This is a genomic window from Dechloromonas sp. H13 (assembly GCF_009469615.1).
Taxonomy (GTDB): domain Bacteria; phylum Pseudomonadota; class Gammaproteobacteria; order Burkholderiales; family Rhodocyclaceae; genus Azonexus.
In genome coordinates, this window is sequence record NZ_SSXX01000005.1 from 18603 (window position 1) to 36561 (window position 17959).

A 17959-nucleotide genomic window follows, 5' to 3' on the forward strand; every position below is an offset into this window, starting at 1 on the left:
CAGTACGCGGCCGGTTAGTGTTGTAGCCGCATGAAACGAATTACACCGTCGGCGTCGGTGCTGCATGACAACCGGCCAGCTTGATGAAGGTGGTTCAGATGAGCGATCGCCTCGCCCATGGCAAACATCGTCTGATGCGTGTCGAGCGCCCGCTGGAACAGCGTTTCGAGCAACTCGGCCGCACTTTTCGGCGCCTCCTCACATGCTTCCTCCAGCGCCTGCAACCGCTCCTCGTGGTGCGCACGCAAAGCCTTCACCCGCGCCTGAACTCCCGTGAAAGGCAAACCGTGCGACGGCAGAACCAGGGTCTTCTCCGGCATTTTCCTGGCCATAGCTTCCAGCGATTCCAGAAACCAGCCCAAGGCATCGGCATCCGGGGTCGCCGCAAACACACTGATATTCGTGGAAATTCTTGGCAAAAGCATGTCGCCGGAAATTAACACGCCGAGTTCGGCGCAGTAAAGCGCCATATGCTCGGGCGCGTGACCGTGGCCGATGATTATTTGCCATTGGCGACCGTCGACCGCAACCGCGTCGCCCGCCTTCAGGCGATGGTAGTGCTCGGGCAGCGCCGGCACCGCCTTGCGGTAGCCGGAGCCGCGTTTCTCGAACTTGCCCAGCCGCTCGTCATCCAGCCCGTGCTGGCGGAACTGTTCGACCATGAAGCGGGCGCCGTGGCCGCCGACTTCGTTCCACACGACGTGGGCGGTCAGGAATTCGCCGGAGGTCATCCACAGCGGAGCGCCGGTCTGCTCCATCAGCCACGCGGCGAGGCCGAGATGATCGGGGTGGAAATGCGTGACGATCAGGCGCCTGACCGGCCCGTCGAGGCCTTCGATGATCCGCTTCCAGGTGGCCATCACCGCGTCGTTCGGAAAACCGGTGTCGACGATCGTCCACCCGTCGCCGTCGCGCAGCAGCCAGAGGTTGATGTGGTCGAGCTGGAACGGGAGGGGCATGCGCAGCCAGAAGACGCCGGGCGCGACCTCGATCCGCTCGGCGGCGGCAGGCGGATGGGCATGGGGGTAATGCAGGGACATGGACGAATCTTCGAAGCAGGAAGCGCAAATTACCATACGGTAGCGGATTGAAAAAACCCCTTTCTTCTGATTTACTTGCCCGAACCGTTCAAGGACCCTCCAGTGAACCAGCCGGCTACCATCTTCGCCATTTCCGACCTCGCCCGCGAATTCAACATCACGCCGCGCACCATCCGCTTCTGGGAAGACCAGGGCATCCTGGCGCCGGAACGCGAAGGCGGCAAGCGCGTGTTCACCCGCCGCGACCGCGCCCGCCTCAAGATGGCCCTGCGCGGCAAGCGCCTCGGTTTGAGCCTGGCCGAGATCAAGGACCTGATCGGCATGTACGCGTCGACCGAGGACGAGACGCCGCAGCTGCTGGAATGCCTGCGCGTCATGTCCAAGCGGCGCGAGGCCCTGGTCCAGCAGCGCGAGGACATCGAAGCGATGCTCGCCGAGATCGCCCAGTTCGAGCGGCAGTGCGAGCAGGAACTGGCGCGCCGCAATGCGGCCTGAAATATTTTTGACCAACTAGTTGACGTTAACGTTAACGTCAATACAATCACGCCATGACCCGAATTTCCGACCCCCATTTCGCCGAGCGCGTCCGCGCCAGTTTCGACCGCCAGAACGCGATGGCGCTGATCCACGCCAGCCTGCCCGTGATCGAGCACGGCCGCACCGAAATCCACCTGCCGCACTGGCACGGCGTCGAGCAGCAGCACGGCTTCGTGCACGGCGGCGTGGTCGGCATGATCGCCGACTCGGCCGCCGGCTACGCGGCGATGACCATGGTGCCCGCCTCGGCCTCGGTGCTGACGGTCGAATACAAGATGAACCTGATGGCCCCCGCCGATGGCGACCAACTGATCGCCCGCGGCACGGTGGTGCGTGCCGGGCGAACGTTGATCGTCACCCGGGCCGAAGTGTTCGCCGTCAAGGACGGCCAGGAAACGCAATGCGCGCTGATGCAGCAGACCATCATGGTGATGCACGGCAAGAGCGAGAAGTAGCCCAACCAAAAGACAACGGAGACAAACCCATGAACATTCCCAGCCTCGACTTCGGCCTCGGCGAAGACATCAACCTGCTGCGCGACGCGGTGAAAGCCTTCGCCGACGCCGAGATCGCCCCGCGCGCCGCCGAGATCGACCGCGTCAACGAATTCCCCGCCGACCTGTGGAAGAAGTTCGGCGACATGGGCCTGCTCGGCATGACCGCCGGCGAGGAATACGGCGGCACCAACATGGGCTACCTCGCCCACATCGTCGCGCTCGAGGAAATCTCGCGCGCCTCGGCCTCGGTCGGCCTCTCGTACGGCGCCCATTCGAACCTGTGCGTCAACCAGATCCGCCGCAATGGCAACGAAGCCCAGCGCCAGAAATACCTGCCCAAGCTGATCTCCGGCGAGCACGTCGGGGCGCTCGCCATGTCCGAGCCGAATGCCGGCTCCGATGTCGTCTCGATGAAGCTGAAGGCCGACAAGAAGGGCGACCGCTACGTGCTGAATGGCGCCAAGATGTGGATCACCAACGGCGGTGACGCCGACACCCTGGTGGTCTACGCCAAGACCGACCCGGAAGCCGGTGCCAAGGGCATGACTGCCTTCATCGTCGAGAAGGGTTTCAAGGGCTTCAGCCACGGCACCCACCTCGACAAGCTGGGCATGCGCGGCTCGAACACTTTCCCGCTGTTCTTCGACGACTGCGAGATTCCCGAGGAGAACGTGTTGGGCGGCGTCGGCAACGGCACCAAGGTGCTGATGTCCGGCCTCGACTATGAGCGCGCCGTGCTGTGCGGCGGCCCGCTCGGCATCATGGCCGCCTGTATGGACGTCGTCGTGCCCTACCTGCACGAGCGCAAGCAGTTCGGCCAGAGCATCGGCGAATTCCAGCTGATGCAGGGCAAGGTCGCCGACATGTATTCGACCTGGCAGGCCACCCGCGCCTACGTCTATGCGCTGGGCCGCGCCTGCGACAACACCGACCACGCCCGCACCCTGCGCAAGGACGCCGCCGGCGCCATCCTCTACTCCGCCGAGAAGGCGACCTGGATGGCCGGAGAGGCGATCCAGACGCTGGGTGGCGTCGGCTACACCAACGAATATCCGACCGGCCGCCTGTGGCGAGACGCCAAGCTCTACGAGATCGGGGCAGGCACCTCCGAAATCCGTAGAATGCTGATTGGTCGCGAACTTTTCGCCGAAACCGCATAACACGCTCCTGCCGGCGCTCCGGACGGGAGCGCCGCACAAGGAGCCCCACAGCATGACCGTTACCCTTCGCACCCTCACCGCCAACGACACCGAAGCCATCGAGCAGGTTCGCCAGTACTTCCGCAATTACGCGGCCTGGCTGGGCGTCGACCTGTCGTACCAGAACTTCGACCAGGAAATGGCCTTGCTGCCCGGTGCCTATGCCGAGCCGCAGGGCCGCCTGTTCTTTGCCGAGGTCGATGGCCGCCCGGCCGGCTGCGTCGGCGTGCGCCCGCTGCCCGACAGCGAAGGCCTGTGCGAGATGAAGCGCCTTTACGTCGCACCGGAAGCGCGTGGCCAGGGCGTCGGCGCCACGCTGGCCATGGCCGCGATCAAGGCTGCCAAGGAAATCGGCTACAAGAAGCTGATGCTCGACACGCTGCCCAACATGCGCATGGCGGTGAAGCTCTACCGTGAACTGGGCTTTACCGAGGCACCGGCCTATTACCAGACGCCGATCGAAGGCACGATGTTCCTCACCCTCGACCTCGAAAACTGGTCGGAGGAGGAAGTTCGCAGCGAAAACCTGTCCCACCTCTTCGATTTCAACCGCGCCTGGGCACGCAAGATGCAGGAAGTCGATGCCGACTACTTCAACCGGCTGGCCAAGCTGCAAACGCCGGAACTGCTGTGGATCGGCTGTTCCGATTCGCGCGTGCCGGCCAATGAAATTGTCGGCCTGCTGCCGGGCGAGGTCTTCGTCCACCGCAACGTCGCCAACCTCGTGCTGCATACCGACCTCAACTGCCTGTCGGTCATCCAGTACGCCGTCGATGTGCTGAAGGTGAAGCACATCATGGTCGTCGGCCACTATGGCTGCGGCGGCGTGCTCGCCGCGCTGAACAAGGCTCGCGTCGGCATCGTGGACTTCTGGCTGGACAACGTGCAACAGGTTCATAACAAACACCTCGCGCAGGTCGACAACCTGCCGGTCGAACAACGCCACGGCCGGTTATGCGAACTGAACGTACTCGAACAGGTGGTCAGCCTGTGCAACACACCGGTGGTCAAGGATGCCTGGGCGCGCGGCCAGAAGCTGACCATCCACGGCTGGATCTACGGCCTGAAGGACGGCCTGATGCACGACCTGGGCATCACCATCGACTGCCCGCAGGATCTGAATACCCGCTACGACGCCGCACTGAAGGCGCTGGAAGCCTAGTTAAAACTACCATCAAGGAGAAATCAGCATGTCCGACCCGATCGTCATCGTTTCCGCCGCCCGCACCGCCATGGGTTCGTTCCAGGGCGGCTTCAGCAGCCTGACTGCCGCCAACCTCGGCGCCGTCGCCATCCGGGCCGCCGTCGAGCGCGCCGGCATCGACGCCGCGCTGGTCGAGGAAGTGCTGATGGGCTGCGTGCTGCAGGCCGGCCAGGGCCAGGCCCCGGCCCGCCAGGCGGCGCTGCAGGCCGGCCTGCCGCTCACCGCCGGCTGCGCGACCATCCACAAGGTCTGCGGTTCGGCGATGAAAGCGACCATGCTCGGCCACGACGGCATCCTCGCCGGCTCCTACGGCGTCGCCGTGGTCGGCGGCATGGAGTCGATGACCAACGCCCCCTACCTGCTGCCCAAGGCGCGCGGCGGCTACCGCCTCGGCCACGGCCAGATCATCGACCACATGTTCATGGACGGCCTCGAGGACGCCTACTCGAAGGAAAACCGCGGCCGCCTGATGGGCACCTTCGCCGAGGATTGCGCCGGCGCCTACGGCTTCACCCGCGAGGCACAGGACGAGTTCGCCATCCGCTCGACGACGCGCGCCAAGCAGGCCAGCGACGACGGCAGCTTCGCCTGGGAAATCGCGCCGGTCACCGTCGCCGGCCGCAAGGGCGATGTCGTCATCGACAAGGACGAAGGTCCGTTCGCGGTCAACATCGAAAAGATCCCGACCCTGAAGCCGGCGTTCCGCAAGGACGGCACCGTCACCCCGGCCAACTCGTCGTCGATTTCCGACGGCGCCGCCGCCCTGGTCCTGATGCGCGCCTCGCAGGCGGCCGCCCTCGGCCTGCAGCCGATCGCGCGCATCGTCGGCCACACGACCAATGCCGGCCTGCCGGCGCAGTTCCCGTCGGCCCCGGTCGGCGCCATGCAGAAATTGTTCGCCAAAACCGGGTGGACCGCGGACAGCGTCGATCTCTATGAAATCAACGAAGCCTTCGCCGTCGTCACCATGGCCGCGCTGCACGACCTCAAGCTGCCGGCCGAGAAGGTCAACATCCACGGCGGCGCCTGCGCGCTCGGCCACCCGATCGGCGCCTCCGGCGCGCGCATCGTCGTCACCCTGCTCGGCGCCCTCAGGAAATACGGCAAGAAGCGCGGCGTCGCCTCGCTGTGCATTGGCGGCGGCGAAGCCACGGCCCTCGCGGTGGAAATGCTGTAATTGCCGCAGCCGGCCCGTTCGCTCACCTACGCCAAGCTCGTCGCCGCCATGTTCATGTGGGGAGGCACCTGGATCGCCGGGCGCATCATCGCCCAGGAGCTGTCGGCGCCGCTGGCGGTCGCCGCGCTGCGCTTCGTCGTCGCCGGGCTGGCGCTGGCCGGCGTCGCGCTGCTCGCCGGCGACGGCATTCCGTTGCCGGAGACCGGCCGCGAATGGGGCGTAGTGTGGGGGCTGGGCTTCTTCGGCATCTTCCTCTACGGCCTCTGCTTCTTCTTCGGCCTGCAGCGCATCCCGGCCGGACGCGGCGCGCTGGTTGTCGCCCTCAATCCGGTCGTCGTCGTGCTCGCCGCCTGGCTGGCCGGCCAGGAACGGATGAACGCGCGCAAGGCCCTCGGCTGCGTCATCGCGCTCGCCGGCTGCCTGACGGTGATCGGCAACGGCGACCCGCTGGCCTTGCTGCGCGGCACGGTCGGCCTCGGCGAGGCGCTGATCGTCGGCTGCGTGCTGAGCTGGACGGCCTACACCTTCATCGGCCGCCTGGCGACCCGGACGCTGACGCCTCTGGCGACGACGCTGCACGCCAGCCTGGCCGGCGCCCTGTTGCTCGGCCTCGCCGCGCTGGTCCACGGCGACATCGACCCGGCCGCCTGGTCGTGGCGGGTCTGGGCCAGCATGCTGTTCCTCGCGCTGTTCGGCACCGCCATCGCCTACACCTGGTTCACCGAGGCGGTGCACAAGCTGGGCGCCGGCCACGCTTCCGTTTTCATCAACCTGGTGCCGGTGTTCGCCGTCCTGCAGGCGGCGCTCCTGCTCGACGAACGGCTCGGCCTGCCGGTCCTGTTTGGTGGCGCGCTGGTCATCGCCGGCGTCTGGCTGACCACACGACAAAAAATTTCTCTGGAGACCACATCATGATCCTCACGCAGGAACAGGAAATGATCCGCGACTCGATGCGCGCCTTCGCGCAGGAGCGCCTCGCCCCCTTCGCTGCCGAATGGGACAAGCACCACACCTTCCCGGCCGAAGCGCTGAAGGAACTGGGCGAACTGGGTGCCATGGGCATGTGCGTGCCCGAGGAATGGGGCGGCGCCGGCATGGATTACATGTCGCTGGTGCTGACCCTGGAAGAAATCGCCGCCGGCGATGGCGCCACGTCGACTATCGTCTCGGTGCAGAATTCGCTGGCCTGCGGCATCACGCAAAAGTACGGTACCGACGCGCAGAAGGAAGAATGGCTGAAGCCGCTGGCGCGCGGTGAAAAGTGGGGTTGCTTCTGCCTGACCGAGCCGCACACCGGTTCCGACGCCGCTGCAATCACCACCCGCGCCGACCGCGATGGCGATTCCTTCGTGCTGAACGGCGTCAAGCAGTTCATCACCACCGGCAAACACGCCCACATGGCCATCGTTTTCGCCGTGACCGACAAGGCGGCGGGCAAGAAGGGGATTTCCTGCTTCCTGATCCCGACCGACACCCCGGGCTTCATCGTCGGCCGGACCGAGGACAAGATGGGGCAGCATGCCTCCGACACCGTGCAGATCATTTTCGAGAACTGCCGCGTGCCTGCCTCGGCGCTGCTCGGCAAGGAAGGAGAAGGCTACAAGATCGCCCTCTCCAACCTCGAAGCCGGCCGCATCGGTATCGCCGCCCAGAGCATCGGCATGGCCCGTGCTGCCTTCGAAGCCGCCGTGCGCTACGCCAAGGAGCGCGTCACTTTCGGAGTGCCGATCATCGAACACCAGGCGGTCAATTTCCGCCTCGCCGACATGAACACCCTGCTCGACGCCGCTCGCCTGATGGTCTGGCGCGCCGCCCAGTTGAAGGACGCCGGCAAACCCTGCCTGAAGGAAGCCTCGATGGCCAAGATGTTCGCCTCGGAAGCAGCCGAGAAGATCGCCTCGGACGCCATCCAGATCCACGGCGGCGTCGGCTACACCAGCGACTTCCCGGTCGAGCGCATCTACCGCGACGTGCGCATCAGCCAGATTTACGAAGGCGCCAACGACATTCAGCGGCTGGTGATCGGCCGCAGCATCGCCAGCGAATAGACGCCATGGCGCGGTCGACCGGGAAATACCACCAAAAATGCCGGCGACCGCCCCCCGACGAGGAGACATGAGATGAACGAGACAACGAACAACGACAAGCCCCCGATCGATTTCTGGTTCGATTTCTCCAGCCCCTACGGCTACCTGCTGAGCGAGCGCATCGACGAGGTCGCCGCCCGCTACGAGCGCAAGGTGCGCTGGCATCCGATCCTGCTCGGCGTCGTCTTCCAGTCCACCGGCAGCGCCCCGCTGACCCTGCAGAACGCCCCCAAGGCGGCCTACTCGCTCCATGACTTCGCCCGCTCGGCGCGCTTCATGGGCGTCGCCTACCGGCACCCGACGCTGTTCCCGCTGCCGACGCAGAACGCCGCGCGCGCCTTCTACTGGCTGCACGGGCAGGACTGCGCCCTCGCCCGCCGCTTCGCCCACGCCGCCTATCGCGCGCTGTTCGTCGACAACCGCGACATCTCGGCCCCCGACACCGTGCTCGAAATTGCCGCCGATCTGGGCGTCGACCGCAGCCGCCTGCAGGCGGCGCTGCAAAGCCCGGAAATCAAGGCGCGCCTCAAGGACGAGGTCGAGCAGGCCATGAAGGCCGGCGTCTTCGGCTCGCCGCACGTCATCATCGACGGCGAGCCCTTCTTCGGCGCCGACCGCCTGCCGCAGATCGAGAAATGGCTGGCGACCGGCGGCTTCTGAGACCGACATGAAACGACTCTGCGTCTTCTGCGGCTCGAACGCCGGCAATGATCCGGTCTACCGCGCCGAAGCGGAAAAGCTCGGCCGCCTGCTCGCTGCCCGCGGCATCGAGCTGATCTATGGCGCCGGCAACATCGGCCTCATGGGCGCCGTCGCCGATGCCTGCCTGGGCGCCGGCGGCACGGTCATCGGCGTCATTCCGGAAGCGCTGATGGGCAAGGAAGTCGCCGGCCGCGCCGTCGATCACCGGGCGCTGACGCGGATCGAGGTCGTCGATTCGATGCACACGCGCAAGGCGCGCATGGCCGAGTTGTCCGACGGTTTCGTCGCCCTGCCCGGCGGTTTCGGCACCTTCGAGGAATTCTGCGAAATCCTGACCTGGGGCCAGCTCGGGTTCCACGTGAAACCGATGGGCCTGCTCAACGTGAATGGCTTCTACGACCCGCTGCTCGCGCTGTTCGACAAGGCGGTCGCCGAAGGCTTCCTGCGCCCGCAGAACCGGGCGATGGCGCTGGCCGACACCGACATCGGGCGCCTGCTCGACGCGATGGCCGCCTACCGGCCCGAGCCGGTCAGCAAATGGCTTAAAGAAGAAAAGCAACTCTAGCTGCCAGCAAGCAGCGACCAATAACAAGGAAGAGACATGACTATCCTGAAAACCCAGCTCAATCCGCGCTCGGCCGATTTCCAGGCCAATGCGGCGGCGATGGCGGCGGTCGTCGCCGACCTCCATGAGAAAGTGGACAAGATCGCCCTTGGCGGCCCCGAGGCGGCGCGCCAGAAGCATCTGGCGCGCGGCAAGCTTCTGCCGCGCGAGCGGGTCAACGGCCTGCTCGACCCCGGCACGCCCTTCCTCGAAATCGGCCAGTTCGCCGCCTACGGCATGTACGGCGGCGACGTGCCGGCGGCCTCGGTGATTGCCGGCATCGGCCGCATCCACGGCGTCGAGTGCATGGTGGTGGCCAACGACGCGACGGTGAAGGGCGGCACCTATTACCCGCTGACCGTCAAGAAGCACTTGCGCGCTCAGGAAATTGCGCTGGAAAACCGCCTGCCCTGCGTCTATCTGGTCGATTCCGGTGGCGCCTTCCTGCCCATGCAGGACGAGGTCTTCCCGGACAAGGAACACTTCGGGCGCATCTTCTTCAACCAGGCCAATCTCTCGGCCAAGGGCATCCCGCAGATCGCCGCGGTGATGGGTTCATGCACGGCCGGCGGCGCCTACGTGCCGGCGATGTGCGACGAGTCGATCATCGTCAAGAACCAGGGCACGATCTTTTTGGGCGGCCCGCCGCTGGTCAAGGCGGCAACGGGTGAAGTGGTGAGCGCCGAGGATCTCGGCGGCGCCGACGTCCATACGCGCATCTCGGGCGTCGCCGATCATCTGGCCGAAAACGATGCGCACGCGCTGGCCATCGCCCGCCGCATCGTCAAGGACCTGAACTGGAAAAAGGCCCCGCCGGTGACGTTGACCGCACCCGCCGAGCCGCTCTACGCCGCCGAGGAACTCTACGGCGTGATCCCGACCGACTCGAAGAAGCCCTTCGACGTGCGCGAGATCATCGCCCGCCTCGTCGACGGCTCCGATTTCGACGAATTCAAGGCCCGCTACGGCAACACCCTGGTCTGCGGCTTCGCCCGCATCTGGGGCTACCCGGTCGGCATCGTCGCCAATAACGGCATCCTGTTCTCGGAGTCGGCCCAGAAAGGCGCGCACTTCATCGAACTCTGCGCCCAGCGCGGCATCCCGCTCGTCTTCCTGCAGAACATCACCGGCTTCATGGTCGGCAAGAAGTACGAAAACGGCGGCATCGCCCGCGACGGCGCCAAGATGGTCACTGCCGTCGCCACCGCCAAAGTGCCGAAGTTCACTGTCGTCATCGGCGGCAGCTTCGGCGCCGGCAACTACGGCATGTGCGGCCGTGCCTACTCGCCACGTCTGATGTGGATGTGGCCCAACGCGCGCATCTCGGTGATGGGCGGCGAGCAGGCCGCCGGCGTGCTGGCGACCGTCAAGCGCGACGGGCTGGAGGCCGCCGGCAAGACCTGGAGCGGCGACGAGGAAGCGGCGTTCAAGGCGCCGATCCGCGAACAGTACGAAACGCAGGGGCATCCCTACTACGCCTCGGCGCGGCTGTGGGACGACGGCATCATCGACCCGGCCGATACGCGGCGCGTGCTCGGGCTGGGACTGTCGGCGGCGATGAATGCGCCGGCCGAAGACACGAAGTTCGGCATCTTCCGGATGTGATGGTGATGAGTGCTTGCGCGTCTCAATCGCTGGTTTTCACGCCTGACGCGCGGGTGGGTTTTTCTGATGCGTCAGGTTCCGCCGTTGACCGGCGGGCCTACTTTCTTTTGCTTCGCCAAAAGAAAGTAGCCAAAGAAAAGGCGACCCCAGGTTTTGCGCCCGGCTACGCCGGGTTCCCTGCGCTACTCGACGGGCCGGGCGGCTGGCTAAACTCGCCGCTGCGCGGCTCGGACAACGCCAGCCGACTGCCCCCGGCCCGCCTGCGTTGCTCGGCGCTCCACATGGGGACCCGGAAAGGCGTCGCCGCACAGCCAGCAAGGAGAAAAAACGGTCTGCTGCGGTCGACCTTCCAAAAAGGCCAAAAATGCGGAACGCCCTTCGCACTCCCTCGGTTCTCCGGGCCCCTTGCGAGGCGCCGAGCAACGCAGGGCTTCGCGGATAAAGGGCGAGCACTGTCTGAGCCGCACAGCGGCGAGTTGCGCAGCCCCCGCGAAACCCGAGTAGCGCAGGGCACCCGGCAAAGCCGGGCGCCGACCCAGGGGCGGCCTTCTTTTTGGCTACTTTTTCTTGGCCACACAAGAAAAAGTACGCCCGCCGGCAAGGCGGAAGGCAGCGCATCAAGAAAACCGCCCGCGCGTCAGGCGCGGAAACCAGCGCCCACTACGAAGTGAAGCCCCGCTAAATCACCCAAAAGAAAAATGAGGAGACAAAACACCATGCCCTTCCAAGCCCTGGAAATCGAACTCTCCGGCCCGGTCGCCACGATCTGGATGAACCGCCCCGATCTCCACAATGCCTTCGATGAAATCCTGATCGCCGAGCTGACTGCCGCCTGCGTCGCGCTCGACGACGACCCGGACGTCCGCGTCGTCGTCCTCGCCGGCCGCGGCAAGAGCTTTTCGGCCGGCGCCGATCTCAACTGGATGCGGCGTGCCGCCAACAACGGCCTTGACGACAACCTGCACGACGCCCGTGCGCTGGCGAAAATGCTGCGCACGCTGGCCGCGATGACGAAGCCGACCATCGCCCGCGTCCAGGGCGCCGCGCTGGGCGGCGGGATGGGACTGGCGTCGGCCTGCGACGTCGCCATCGCTTCGACCAGGGCGGTGTTCGCCACCTCCGAGGTCAGGTTCGGGATCATTCCCTCGGCCATTTCGCCCTACGTGCTGCGCGCCATCGGCGCCCGCCAGGCGAGCCGCTACTTCCAGAGCGCCGAGCGCATCGATGCCGCCCGCGCCCGCGAGATCGGCCTGGTCCACGAAGCCGTCGCGCCGGAGCAGCTGGACGCCAAGGTGCAGGAAATCGTCGACGCGCTATTGCAGGGCGGCCCGCTCGCCCAGGCCGCCGCCAAGGACCTGATCCGCGCGGTCGACGGCCAGCCGGTCAACGACACGCTGGTCGAGGAAACCGCCCACCGCATCGCCCACCTGCGCGCGACGCCGGAAGCCCGTGAAGGCATTTCCGCCTTCCTCGAAAAACGTCAGCCCAACTGGATTGGGGAATAAGCATGTTCACCAAGATACTAATCGCCAACCGCGGCGAAATCGCCTGCCGCGTCATCAAGACCGCCCGCCGCATGGGCATCCGCACCGTCGCCGTCTATTCCGAGGCCGACGCCAACGCCCGCCATGTGCGGCTCGCCGACGAGGCGGTGCTGCTCGGGCCGGCGGCGGCGCGCGAGTCCTACCTCGTCGCCGAAAGGATCATCGAGGCCTGCAAGCGCACCGGCGCCCAGGCCGTGCATCCAGGCTACGGCTTCCTGTCGGAGAACGAGGATTTCGCCGAGGCGCTGGCCGCCAACGGCATCGCCTTCATCGGGCCGCCGGCCGCGGCGATCCGCGCCATGGGCTCGAAGTCGGAAGCCAAGAAGCTGATGGGCGCCGCCAGCGTGCCGCTGACCCCGGGCTACCACGGCGACGACCAGACGCCCGCGCTGCTCCACAGGGAAGCCGATGCCATCGGCTACCCTGTGCTGATCAAGGCGGCGGCCGGCGGCGGCGGCAAGGGCATGCGCCTGGTCGAGCAATCGGCCGATTTCCCCGACGCGCTGGCTTCCTGCAAGCGCGAGGCGATTTCCAGCTTCGGCGACGACCACGTGCTGATCGAGAAGTACATCACCCGGCCGCGCCACGTCGAAATCCAGGTCTTCGCCGACACGCTGGGCAACTGCGTCTATCTCTTCGAGCGCGACTGCTCGGTGCAGCGCCGCCACCAGAAGGTGCTGGAAGAAGCCCCGGCGCCCGGCATGCCCGAGGAGCGCCGCCGCCAGATGGGCGAGGCCGCCGTCGCCGCGGCCCAGGCCGTCGGCTATGTCGGCGCCGGAACGGTCGAGTTCATCGCCAACCAGGACGGCACCTTCTATTTCATGGAGATGAACACCCGCCTGCAGGTCGAGCATCCGGTCACCGAGATGATCACCGGCCAGGATCTCGTCGAATGGCAGTTGCGCGTTGCCGCCGGCGAACCGCTGCCGCTCCGGCAGGAGCAACTGCAGATCCGCGGCCATGCGCTGGAGGCGCGCATCTACGCCGAGGACGCCAGCAAGGGCTTCCTGCCCGCCACGGGCAGGCTGGTCCGCCTCGCCCCGCCGGCCGAATCGCTCAACGTGCGCGTCGATACCGGCGTCGAGGAAGGCGACGAAATCACGCCCTTCTACGACCCGATGATCGCCAAGCTCATCGTCTGGGACGAAACCCGCGACGGCGCGCTCGCCCGCATGCGCCAGGCGCTGGCCGACTACCAGGTGGCCGGGCTGACGACCAACATCGATTTCCTCTCGCGCCTCGTCGCCTGCCCCGCCTTTGCCGGCGCCGACCTCGACACCGGGCTGATCGAACGGCAGAAGGACTTCCTCTTCCCCGCCGCCCAGCCGGTGCCGCGCGACGCCCTGCTCGTCGCCACCGTCGGCGAACTGCTGTGGGAACAGCACCAGGCCAAGCTCGCCGCCCGGGCCAGCGGCGATCCCTGGTCGCCGTGGCACGCCCGCGACGGCTGGCGCATGAACCTGTCAGCGGCACGCACCATCAGCTTCCGCGATGGCGAAACCCTGGTCGACGCGCAGGTCCGCTACCAGCGCGACCAGTGGCGGATCACCATCGCCGGGCAGAGCACCCTGGCGCGCGGCAGGAAACTGGAAGGCGACCGCTTCGCCGTCGAACTCGACGACCGGCGGCTGATCGCCTCGGTGGTTGCGGTCGACGACAAAAGAAGCGTCTTTTTGCAAGGCAGCACCTACTCGCTCCTGCGCGACGACCCGCTGCACCGCGTCGACGCCGGCGACAGCCACGGCGGCGGCCTGACCGCACCGATGCCCGGCAAGGTCGTCGCCCTCCTCGCCCAGCCCGGCCAGAAGGTCGACAAGGGCACGCCGCTGCTGATCCTCGAAGCGATGAAGATGGAACACACCATCACCGCGCCCGCCGCCGGCACGGTCAAGGCCTTCTGCTACGCGGCCGGCGAACAGGTCGCCGACGGGGCGGCGCTGGTGGAATTTGAGGGGGAGTAGTCCGATTGTATCTGTCTGTCAAATGGCGTTAATTTGGCAGCAGCACCTACAGAGCAGCCCATGAAGACAGCATTCCCGAATATACCCAGAGGTACCGACCCGACCGAGCCCACCAAGAAGCCAGCGAGGCAAGCCGGGCAAATCGGCCTGCTCGCATGCAAGGCTACAATCAGTTTCCGCCACGACTTTTTGACTACTGATGAAGAATTGCTTGGTGCAAATAACACCCCGGAAGATACAGATGGGAGTCGCACTCAACAAAATTCGCAGTTGAAAGGAGAAATAGATTGAAAGATTTTGTTGCGCGAGGAAATGACCTCCGGATCAAAGCGAAGGCTCTCGTTCATGAATTCATGCAGTCGGCCAGCCTCTGCCAGCCGGGCGCGGAAGGTATGAAGCTTGCCCCCATTTTCCGCGCTTGCGGCTTCGACTGGGGGAATTACGAGAAAGCAACTTCGTCCAACCAGCAATATTGGGTTGTCGCGCTGATGCGCGAACTAGAAGCAGAAGGGAAGGTTGAACGTGTTTCGGAGTCCGGACCTTGGAGGCTCCGCTGAAATATTCGGACTTGTTCCTCATGTCGCTGTGAAAAAGAACGGAATCTTCATGCATCTCCCTAGTAAAGTAAAAATCGTCGAAGTCGGCCCCCGCGACGGGCTGCAGAACGAGAAGCAGGTCGTCCCGACCGCGACCAAGATCGAACTGATCGAGCGCCTGACCGAGGCCGGCCTGCGCGTCATCGAGGCGACTTCCTTCGTCTCGCCGAAATGGGTGCCGCAGATGGGCGATAACACGGCGGTCATGCAGGGCATCAGGCGCCATCCGGCTGCGGTCTACCCGGTTTTGACGCCCAATCTGCAGGGTTTCGACGCTGCCATCCAGGCCGGGGCGACCGAGGTCGCGATTTTCGGCGCTGCCTCCGAGAGCTTTTCGCGCAAGAACATCAACTGCTCGATCGCCGAGAGCCTGAAGCGCTTCGAGCCGGTCGTCTCGGCCGCCTCGGCGCTGGAAATCCCGGTGCGCGGCTACGTGTCGTGCGTCGTCGGCTGCCCCTACGAGGGCGCCATCGCGCCGGAACAGGCCGCGGCGGTGGCCAAAACGCTGTTCGACATGGGCTGCTACGAAGTCTCGCTCGGCGACACCATCGGCGTTGGCAACCCGGCGGCGGTCCAGCGCATGATCGAGGCCTGCGCCCGGATCGTGCCGATCGGGAAACTCGCGGGCCACTACCACGACACCTACGGCATGGCCATCGCCAACATCTACGCCTCGCTGGAGATGGGCATGGCGGTGTTCGACAGTTCCATCGCCGGGCTCGGCGGCTGCCCCTATGCCCAGGGCGCTTCCGGCAACGTGGCGACCGAGGACGTCGTCTATCTGCTGCACGGCCTGGGCATTGAAACCGGCGTCGATCTGGCTAAACTGGCAGCAGTGGGCGACTGGATTTCCAGCGCCATCAACCGCCCGAACGGCGCCAAGGCCGGCCGGGCGCTCTGCGCCAAGGTTGCCACATGAGTCTGTTTTCCGCCGTCGCCGATTTTCTCAAGCCCGCGCCGCCGCCCAGTCCGCAGGTGCTGAAGGCGCTCGACCGCGTCGCCGAACTGGTCGATCCGCTGCTCAAATCGGCTTCCGGTTTCGAGCGCCACCTGACGCTGCCGGTCGAGCACGCCCTCGGCTATTGCGAGGGGCTGGTCGCCGCCCTGCCCGGTCCGGTCGACATCGATCGCCAGTCGTTTTCCCGCGACCCGCTGGTCCATGCCCTGTTCGCCACCGCCGACGACATCGACCAGATGCTCGGCCGCAGCCAGGCCATCCGCGACTTCCTGGCCGAGCCGCAGAGCTGGGAGAACGAATTTTTCTATGCGCTGTTCGCCGCCCGCCGCCAGCAGAAGAAGCAGCTCGGCATGGCGCAGCACGGCGACGTCATCCAGAACGACGTGCCGCAGACGGTAGTCTATTTTCAGGACCACACGCTGGTCGAGCCCCACTGCAATCTCCGGGCGACGCAGGAGAGCCTGCGCGGCAACGCGCTGGCCAGCCTGCTGCGCACCTTCCACGAGCACGTCGACGCCTTGCGCGCCGAACGCGAGGGCCTGCGCGCCGATGCCTCGGTCGAGCGCGCCCATCTGACGGTATTGCGCGGCAAGACGCCGGGCGCCGAGTACCAGGTGCATACCCGCCACCTCGCCGATCTCGACGCGAAGCTGCGCGCGACGGCGGAATCGCTGATGCCCGACCAGCTGCTCGGCGCGCTCTGCGAATTCCTGCAGGCGCCGGAGACCTCGCTCGGCCTGTCGCCGATCAGCATCACCGTCGACCGCCTCGGCGTCGTCAGCGACCAGCCGGCCAACGATATCGACGTTCATACCCTCAACTTTCCCGAACTCCGGGGCCGCGACAAGCGTCAATACATGGTAATGCTCGCCCGCATCCGCCGCGACGAGGCGCAGGCGGCGGTCGAGGCAGTGCGCGACCAGCAGCGCCGGTTCATCCTCATCTGATGGTTGCCTCGCCCTGCATCAACCTGTGCCGGATGGACGCCCGGAGCGGCCTGTGCGACGGCTGCTACCGGACCATCGACGAGATTGCCGCGTGGTCGCGGATGGACGACGCGCGGCGGCGTGACATCCTTGCCGCCGTCGCCCGGCGCCGGCAGGAACATAACCCGGGCAAGGACACGCTGCGCCACGAAGGCGACCAACATGGATAACGAAGACCAGTACATCTGCGTCGGCATCTGCATGGCCGACCCCGACTCCGGCTACTGCCTGGGCTGCGGCCGGCCGCCGCTGGAAACCCCCGACATCGTCGCCGAAGTCGCCGTTCCCCCGCCCCGGCCCACGACCAGCGATCCGGACCAGCCGGAATGAGCGTTCCGCTCCCGGCGTCGCTGCTCGTCCTCGAGCGCGGCTGGCTGTCGGCCAACAACATTCTGTGTTTCGACGGCGACGAGGCGACCCTGGTCGACAGCGGCTACGTCACGCACGCCGCGCAGACCGTCGACCTGGTCGGCCACGCCTTGTCCGGTCGACGCCTGAAAAGGCTCGTAAATACCCACTCGCACTCCGACCACATCGGCGGCAACGCGGCGCTGCAGGCCGCCTTCGGCTGCGAGGTGATGGTCCCCGCCGGGCTGCACGCGACGATCGCCGACTGGGACGAGGACGCCCTGCTGCTCTCGCCGCTCGGCCAGCAAGCGGCCCGCTTTCAGCACGACCGCCTGATCGGCGCCGGCAGCGAACTCGAAATGGGCGGCCTCAACTGGCAGGCGCTGGCCGTGCCCGGTCACGACATGGAAGCGCTGGCCTATTACAACCCGGAAAAGCGCATCCTGATCTCCGGCGACGCGCTGTGGGAAAACGGCTTCGGCGTCATCTTCCCGGAATTGCTCGGCGAGGCCGACGGCCTGGCCAGCACGCGGGCGACGCTGGAAATGCTCTCCCGGCTGCCGATCGACACCGTCATTCCCGGCCACGGCAGCCCGTTCGCTGCGGTCGACGCCGTTTTCGAGCGCGCTTTCCGGCGCGTCGACAGCTTCGCCGCCGACATCGACAAGCTGGCCTGGCACGCGATCAAGGTCATCGTCTCGTTCGCCATGCTGGAAAAGCGCCGCCTGCCGGCCGCCGATTTCCCCGCCTTCGTGCTCGGGCTGCCGTTCGCCGTCGACGTCAACCGGCGCTACGTCGGCCTGCCGGAAGACGTGCTGGCCGCCCGCCTCGAGCGCGAACTGCTGCTGGTCAACGCCCTGCGCCGCGAGGATGGCTTCCTGACCGCCGGGTGACGCGCCGCCGTAGCATCCCGC

General features: G+C 66.2%; 20 protein-coding genes. 19 read left to right on the forward strand and 1 reads right to left on the reverse strand.

Features of this window, described 5'->3' with window-relative positions:
- Positions 1–14 precede the first annotated feature (14 nt).
- On the reverse strand, positions 15–1040 hold the full coding sequence (locus GH660_RS12010) for an MBL fold metallo-hydrolase (protein WP_153146915.1): 1026 nt from the start codon (positions 1038–1040) through the stop codon (positions 15–17).
- A 102-nt stretch (positions 1041–1142) separates the two neighbouring features.
- On the opposite strand from GH660_RS12010, the gene GH660_RS12015 reads away from it, so the two are divergent.
- The 19 genes from GH660_RS12015 (at position 1143) to GH660_RS12105 (ending at position 17938) form a co-directional block, all read left to right on the forward strand.
- Positions 1143–1535, forward strand: coding sequence for a MerR family DNA-binding transcriptional regulator (locus GH660_RS12015; RefSeq protein ID WP_153146916.1), 393 nt, complete (start codon positions 1143–1145; stop codon positions 1533–1535).
- A 53-nt stretch (positions 1536–1588) separates the two neighbouring features.
- Positions 1589–2032, forward strand: coding sequence for a PaaI family thioesterase (locus GH660_RS12020; protein WP_153146917.1), 444 nt, complete (start codon positions 1589–1591; stop codon positions 2030–2032).
- Positions 2033–2061: 29 nt separating this feature from the next.
- Positions 2062–3234 carry an isovaleryl-CoA dehydrogenase gene (locus GH660_RS12025; RefSeq protein WP_153146918.1) on the forward strand — a complete coding sequence of 391 codons (1173 nt, stop codon included), beginning with the start codon at positions 2062–2064 and terminating at the stop codon, positions 3232–3234.
- A gap of 52 nt (positions 3235–3286) precedes the next feature.
- Positions 3287–4435, forward strand: coding sequence for a carbonate dehydratase (gene can, locus GH660_RS12030; RefSeq protein WP_153146919.1), 1149 nt, complete (start codon positions 3287–3289; stop codon positions 4433–4435).
- Between the two features lie 28 nt (positions 4436–4463).
- A complete protein-coding gene (locus GH660_RS12035; RefSeq protein WP_153146920.1) occupies positions 4464–5654 on the forward strand; it encodes an acetyl-CoA C-acyltransferase in 1191 nt (396 codons plus the stop codon).
- Entirely contained in the window at positions 5655–6569 is a 915-nt protein-coding gene (locus GH660_RS12040; RefSeq protein ID WP_153146921.1) for a DMT family transporter, read from the forward strand.
- Positions 6566–7702, forward strand: a complete 1137-nt coding sequence (locus GH660_RS12045) for an acyl-CoA dehydrogenase (RefSeq protein ID WP_153146922.1) — start codon at positions 6566–6568, stop codon at positions 7700–7702. The genes GH660_RS12040 and GH660_RS12045 overlap by 4 nt, the downstream gene beginning before the upstream one ends.
- Before the next feature lie 72 nt (positions 7703–7774).
- Positions 7775–8401, forward strand: a complete 627-nt coding sequence (locus GH660_RS12050) for a 2-hydroxychromene-2-carboxylate isomerase (RefSeq protein ID WP_153146923.1) — start codon at positions 7775–7777, stop codon at positions 8399–8401.
- 7 nt (positions 8402–8408) lie between these two features.
- The gene (locus GH660_RS12055) at positions 8409–9008 is read left to right on the forward strand and encodes a TIGR00730 family Rossman fold protein (RefSeq protein ID WP_153146924.1); all 600 of its coding nucleotides are present in this window, start codon (positions 8409–8411) and stop codon (positions 9006–9008) included.
- Positions 9009–9044: 36 nt separating this feature from the next.
- Positions 9045–10652 (forward strand): carboxyl transferase domain-containing protein, encoded by a 1608-nt coding sequence (locus GH660_RS12060; RefSeq protein ID WP_153146925.1) that lies wholly within the window; start codon positions 9045–9047, stop codon positions 10650–10652.
- Between the two features lie 716 nt (positions 10653–11368).
- Positions 11369–12157 (forward strand): enoyl-CoA hydratase/isomerase family protein, encoded by a 789-nt coding sequence (locus GH660_RS12065; protein WP_153146926.1) that lies wholly within the window; start codon positions 11369–11371, stop codon positions 12155–12157.
- Between the two features lie 2 nt (positions 12158–12159).
- Complete coding sequence (locus tag GH660_RS12070) at positions 12160–14157, forward strand: acetyl/propionyl/methylcrotonyl-CoA carboxylase subunit alpha (protein ID WP_153146927.1); 1998 nt, start codon at positions 12160–12162, stop codon at positions 14155–14157.
- Between the two features lie 60 nt (positions 14158–14217).
- Entirely contained in the window at positions 14218–14448 is a 231-nt protein-coding gene (locus GH660_RS12075; RefSeq protein ID WP_153146928.1) for a hypothetical protein, read from the forward strand.
- Complete coding sequence (locus GH660_RS12080) at positions 14445–14714, forward strand: hypothetical protein (protein ID WP_153146929.1); 270 nt, start codon at positions 14445–14447, stop codon at positions 14712–14714. Before GH660_RS12075 ends, GH660_RS12080 begins: the two co-directional genes overlap by 4 nt.
- A 49-nt stretch (positions 14715–14763) precedes the next feature.
- Entirely contained in the window at positions 14764–15672 is a 909-nt protein-coding gene (locus GH660_RS12085) for a hydroxymethylglutaryl-CoA lyase (protein WP_153146930.1), read from the forward strand.
- A complete protein-coding gene (locus GH660_RS12090; RefSeq protein WP_153146931.1) occupies positions 15669–16658 on the forward strand; it encodes a hypothetical protein in 990 nt (329 codons plus the stop codon). The genes GH660_RS12085 and GH660_RS12090 overlap by 4 nt, the downstream gene beginning before the upstream one ends.
- A complete protein-coding gene (locus GH660_RS12095; protein WP_228276492.1) occupies positions 16655–16867 on the forward strand; it encodes a DUF1289 domain-containing protein in 213 nt (70 codons plus the stop codon). Before GH660_RS12090 ends, GH660_RS12095 begins: the two co-directional genes overlap by 4 nt.
- Entirely contained in the window at positions 16860–17027 is a 168-nt protein-coding gene (locus tag GH660_RS12100) for a DUF1289 domain-containing protein (RefSeq protein ID WP_153146933.1), read from the forward strand. Before GH660_RS12095 ends, GH660_RS12100 begins: the two co-directional genes overlap by 8 nt.
- Complete coding sequence (locus tag GH660_RS12105) at positions 17024–17938, forward strand: MBL fold metallo-hydrolase (RefSeq protein WP_153146934.1); 915 nt, start codon at positions 17024–17026, stop codon at positions 17936–17938. Before GH660_RS12100 ends, GH660_RS12105 begins: the two co-directional genes overlap by 4 nt.
- Positions 17939–17959: the final 21 nt, after the last annotated feature.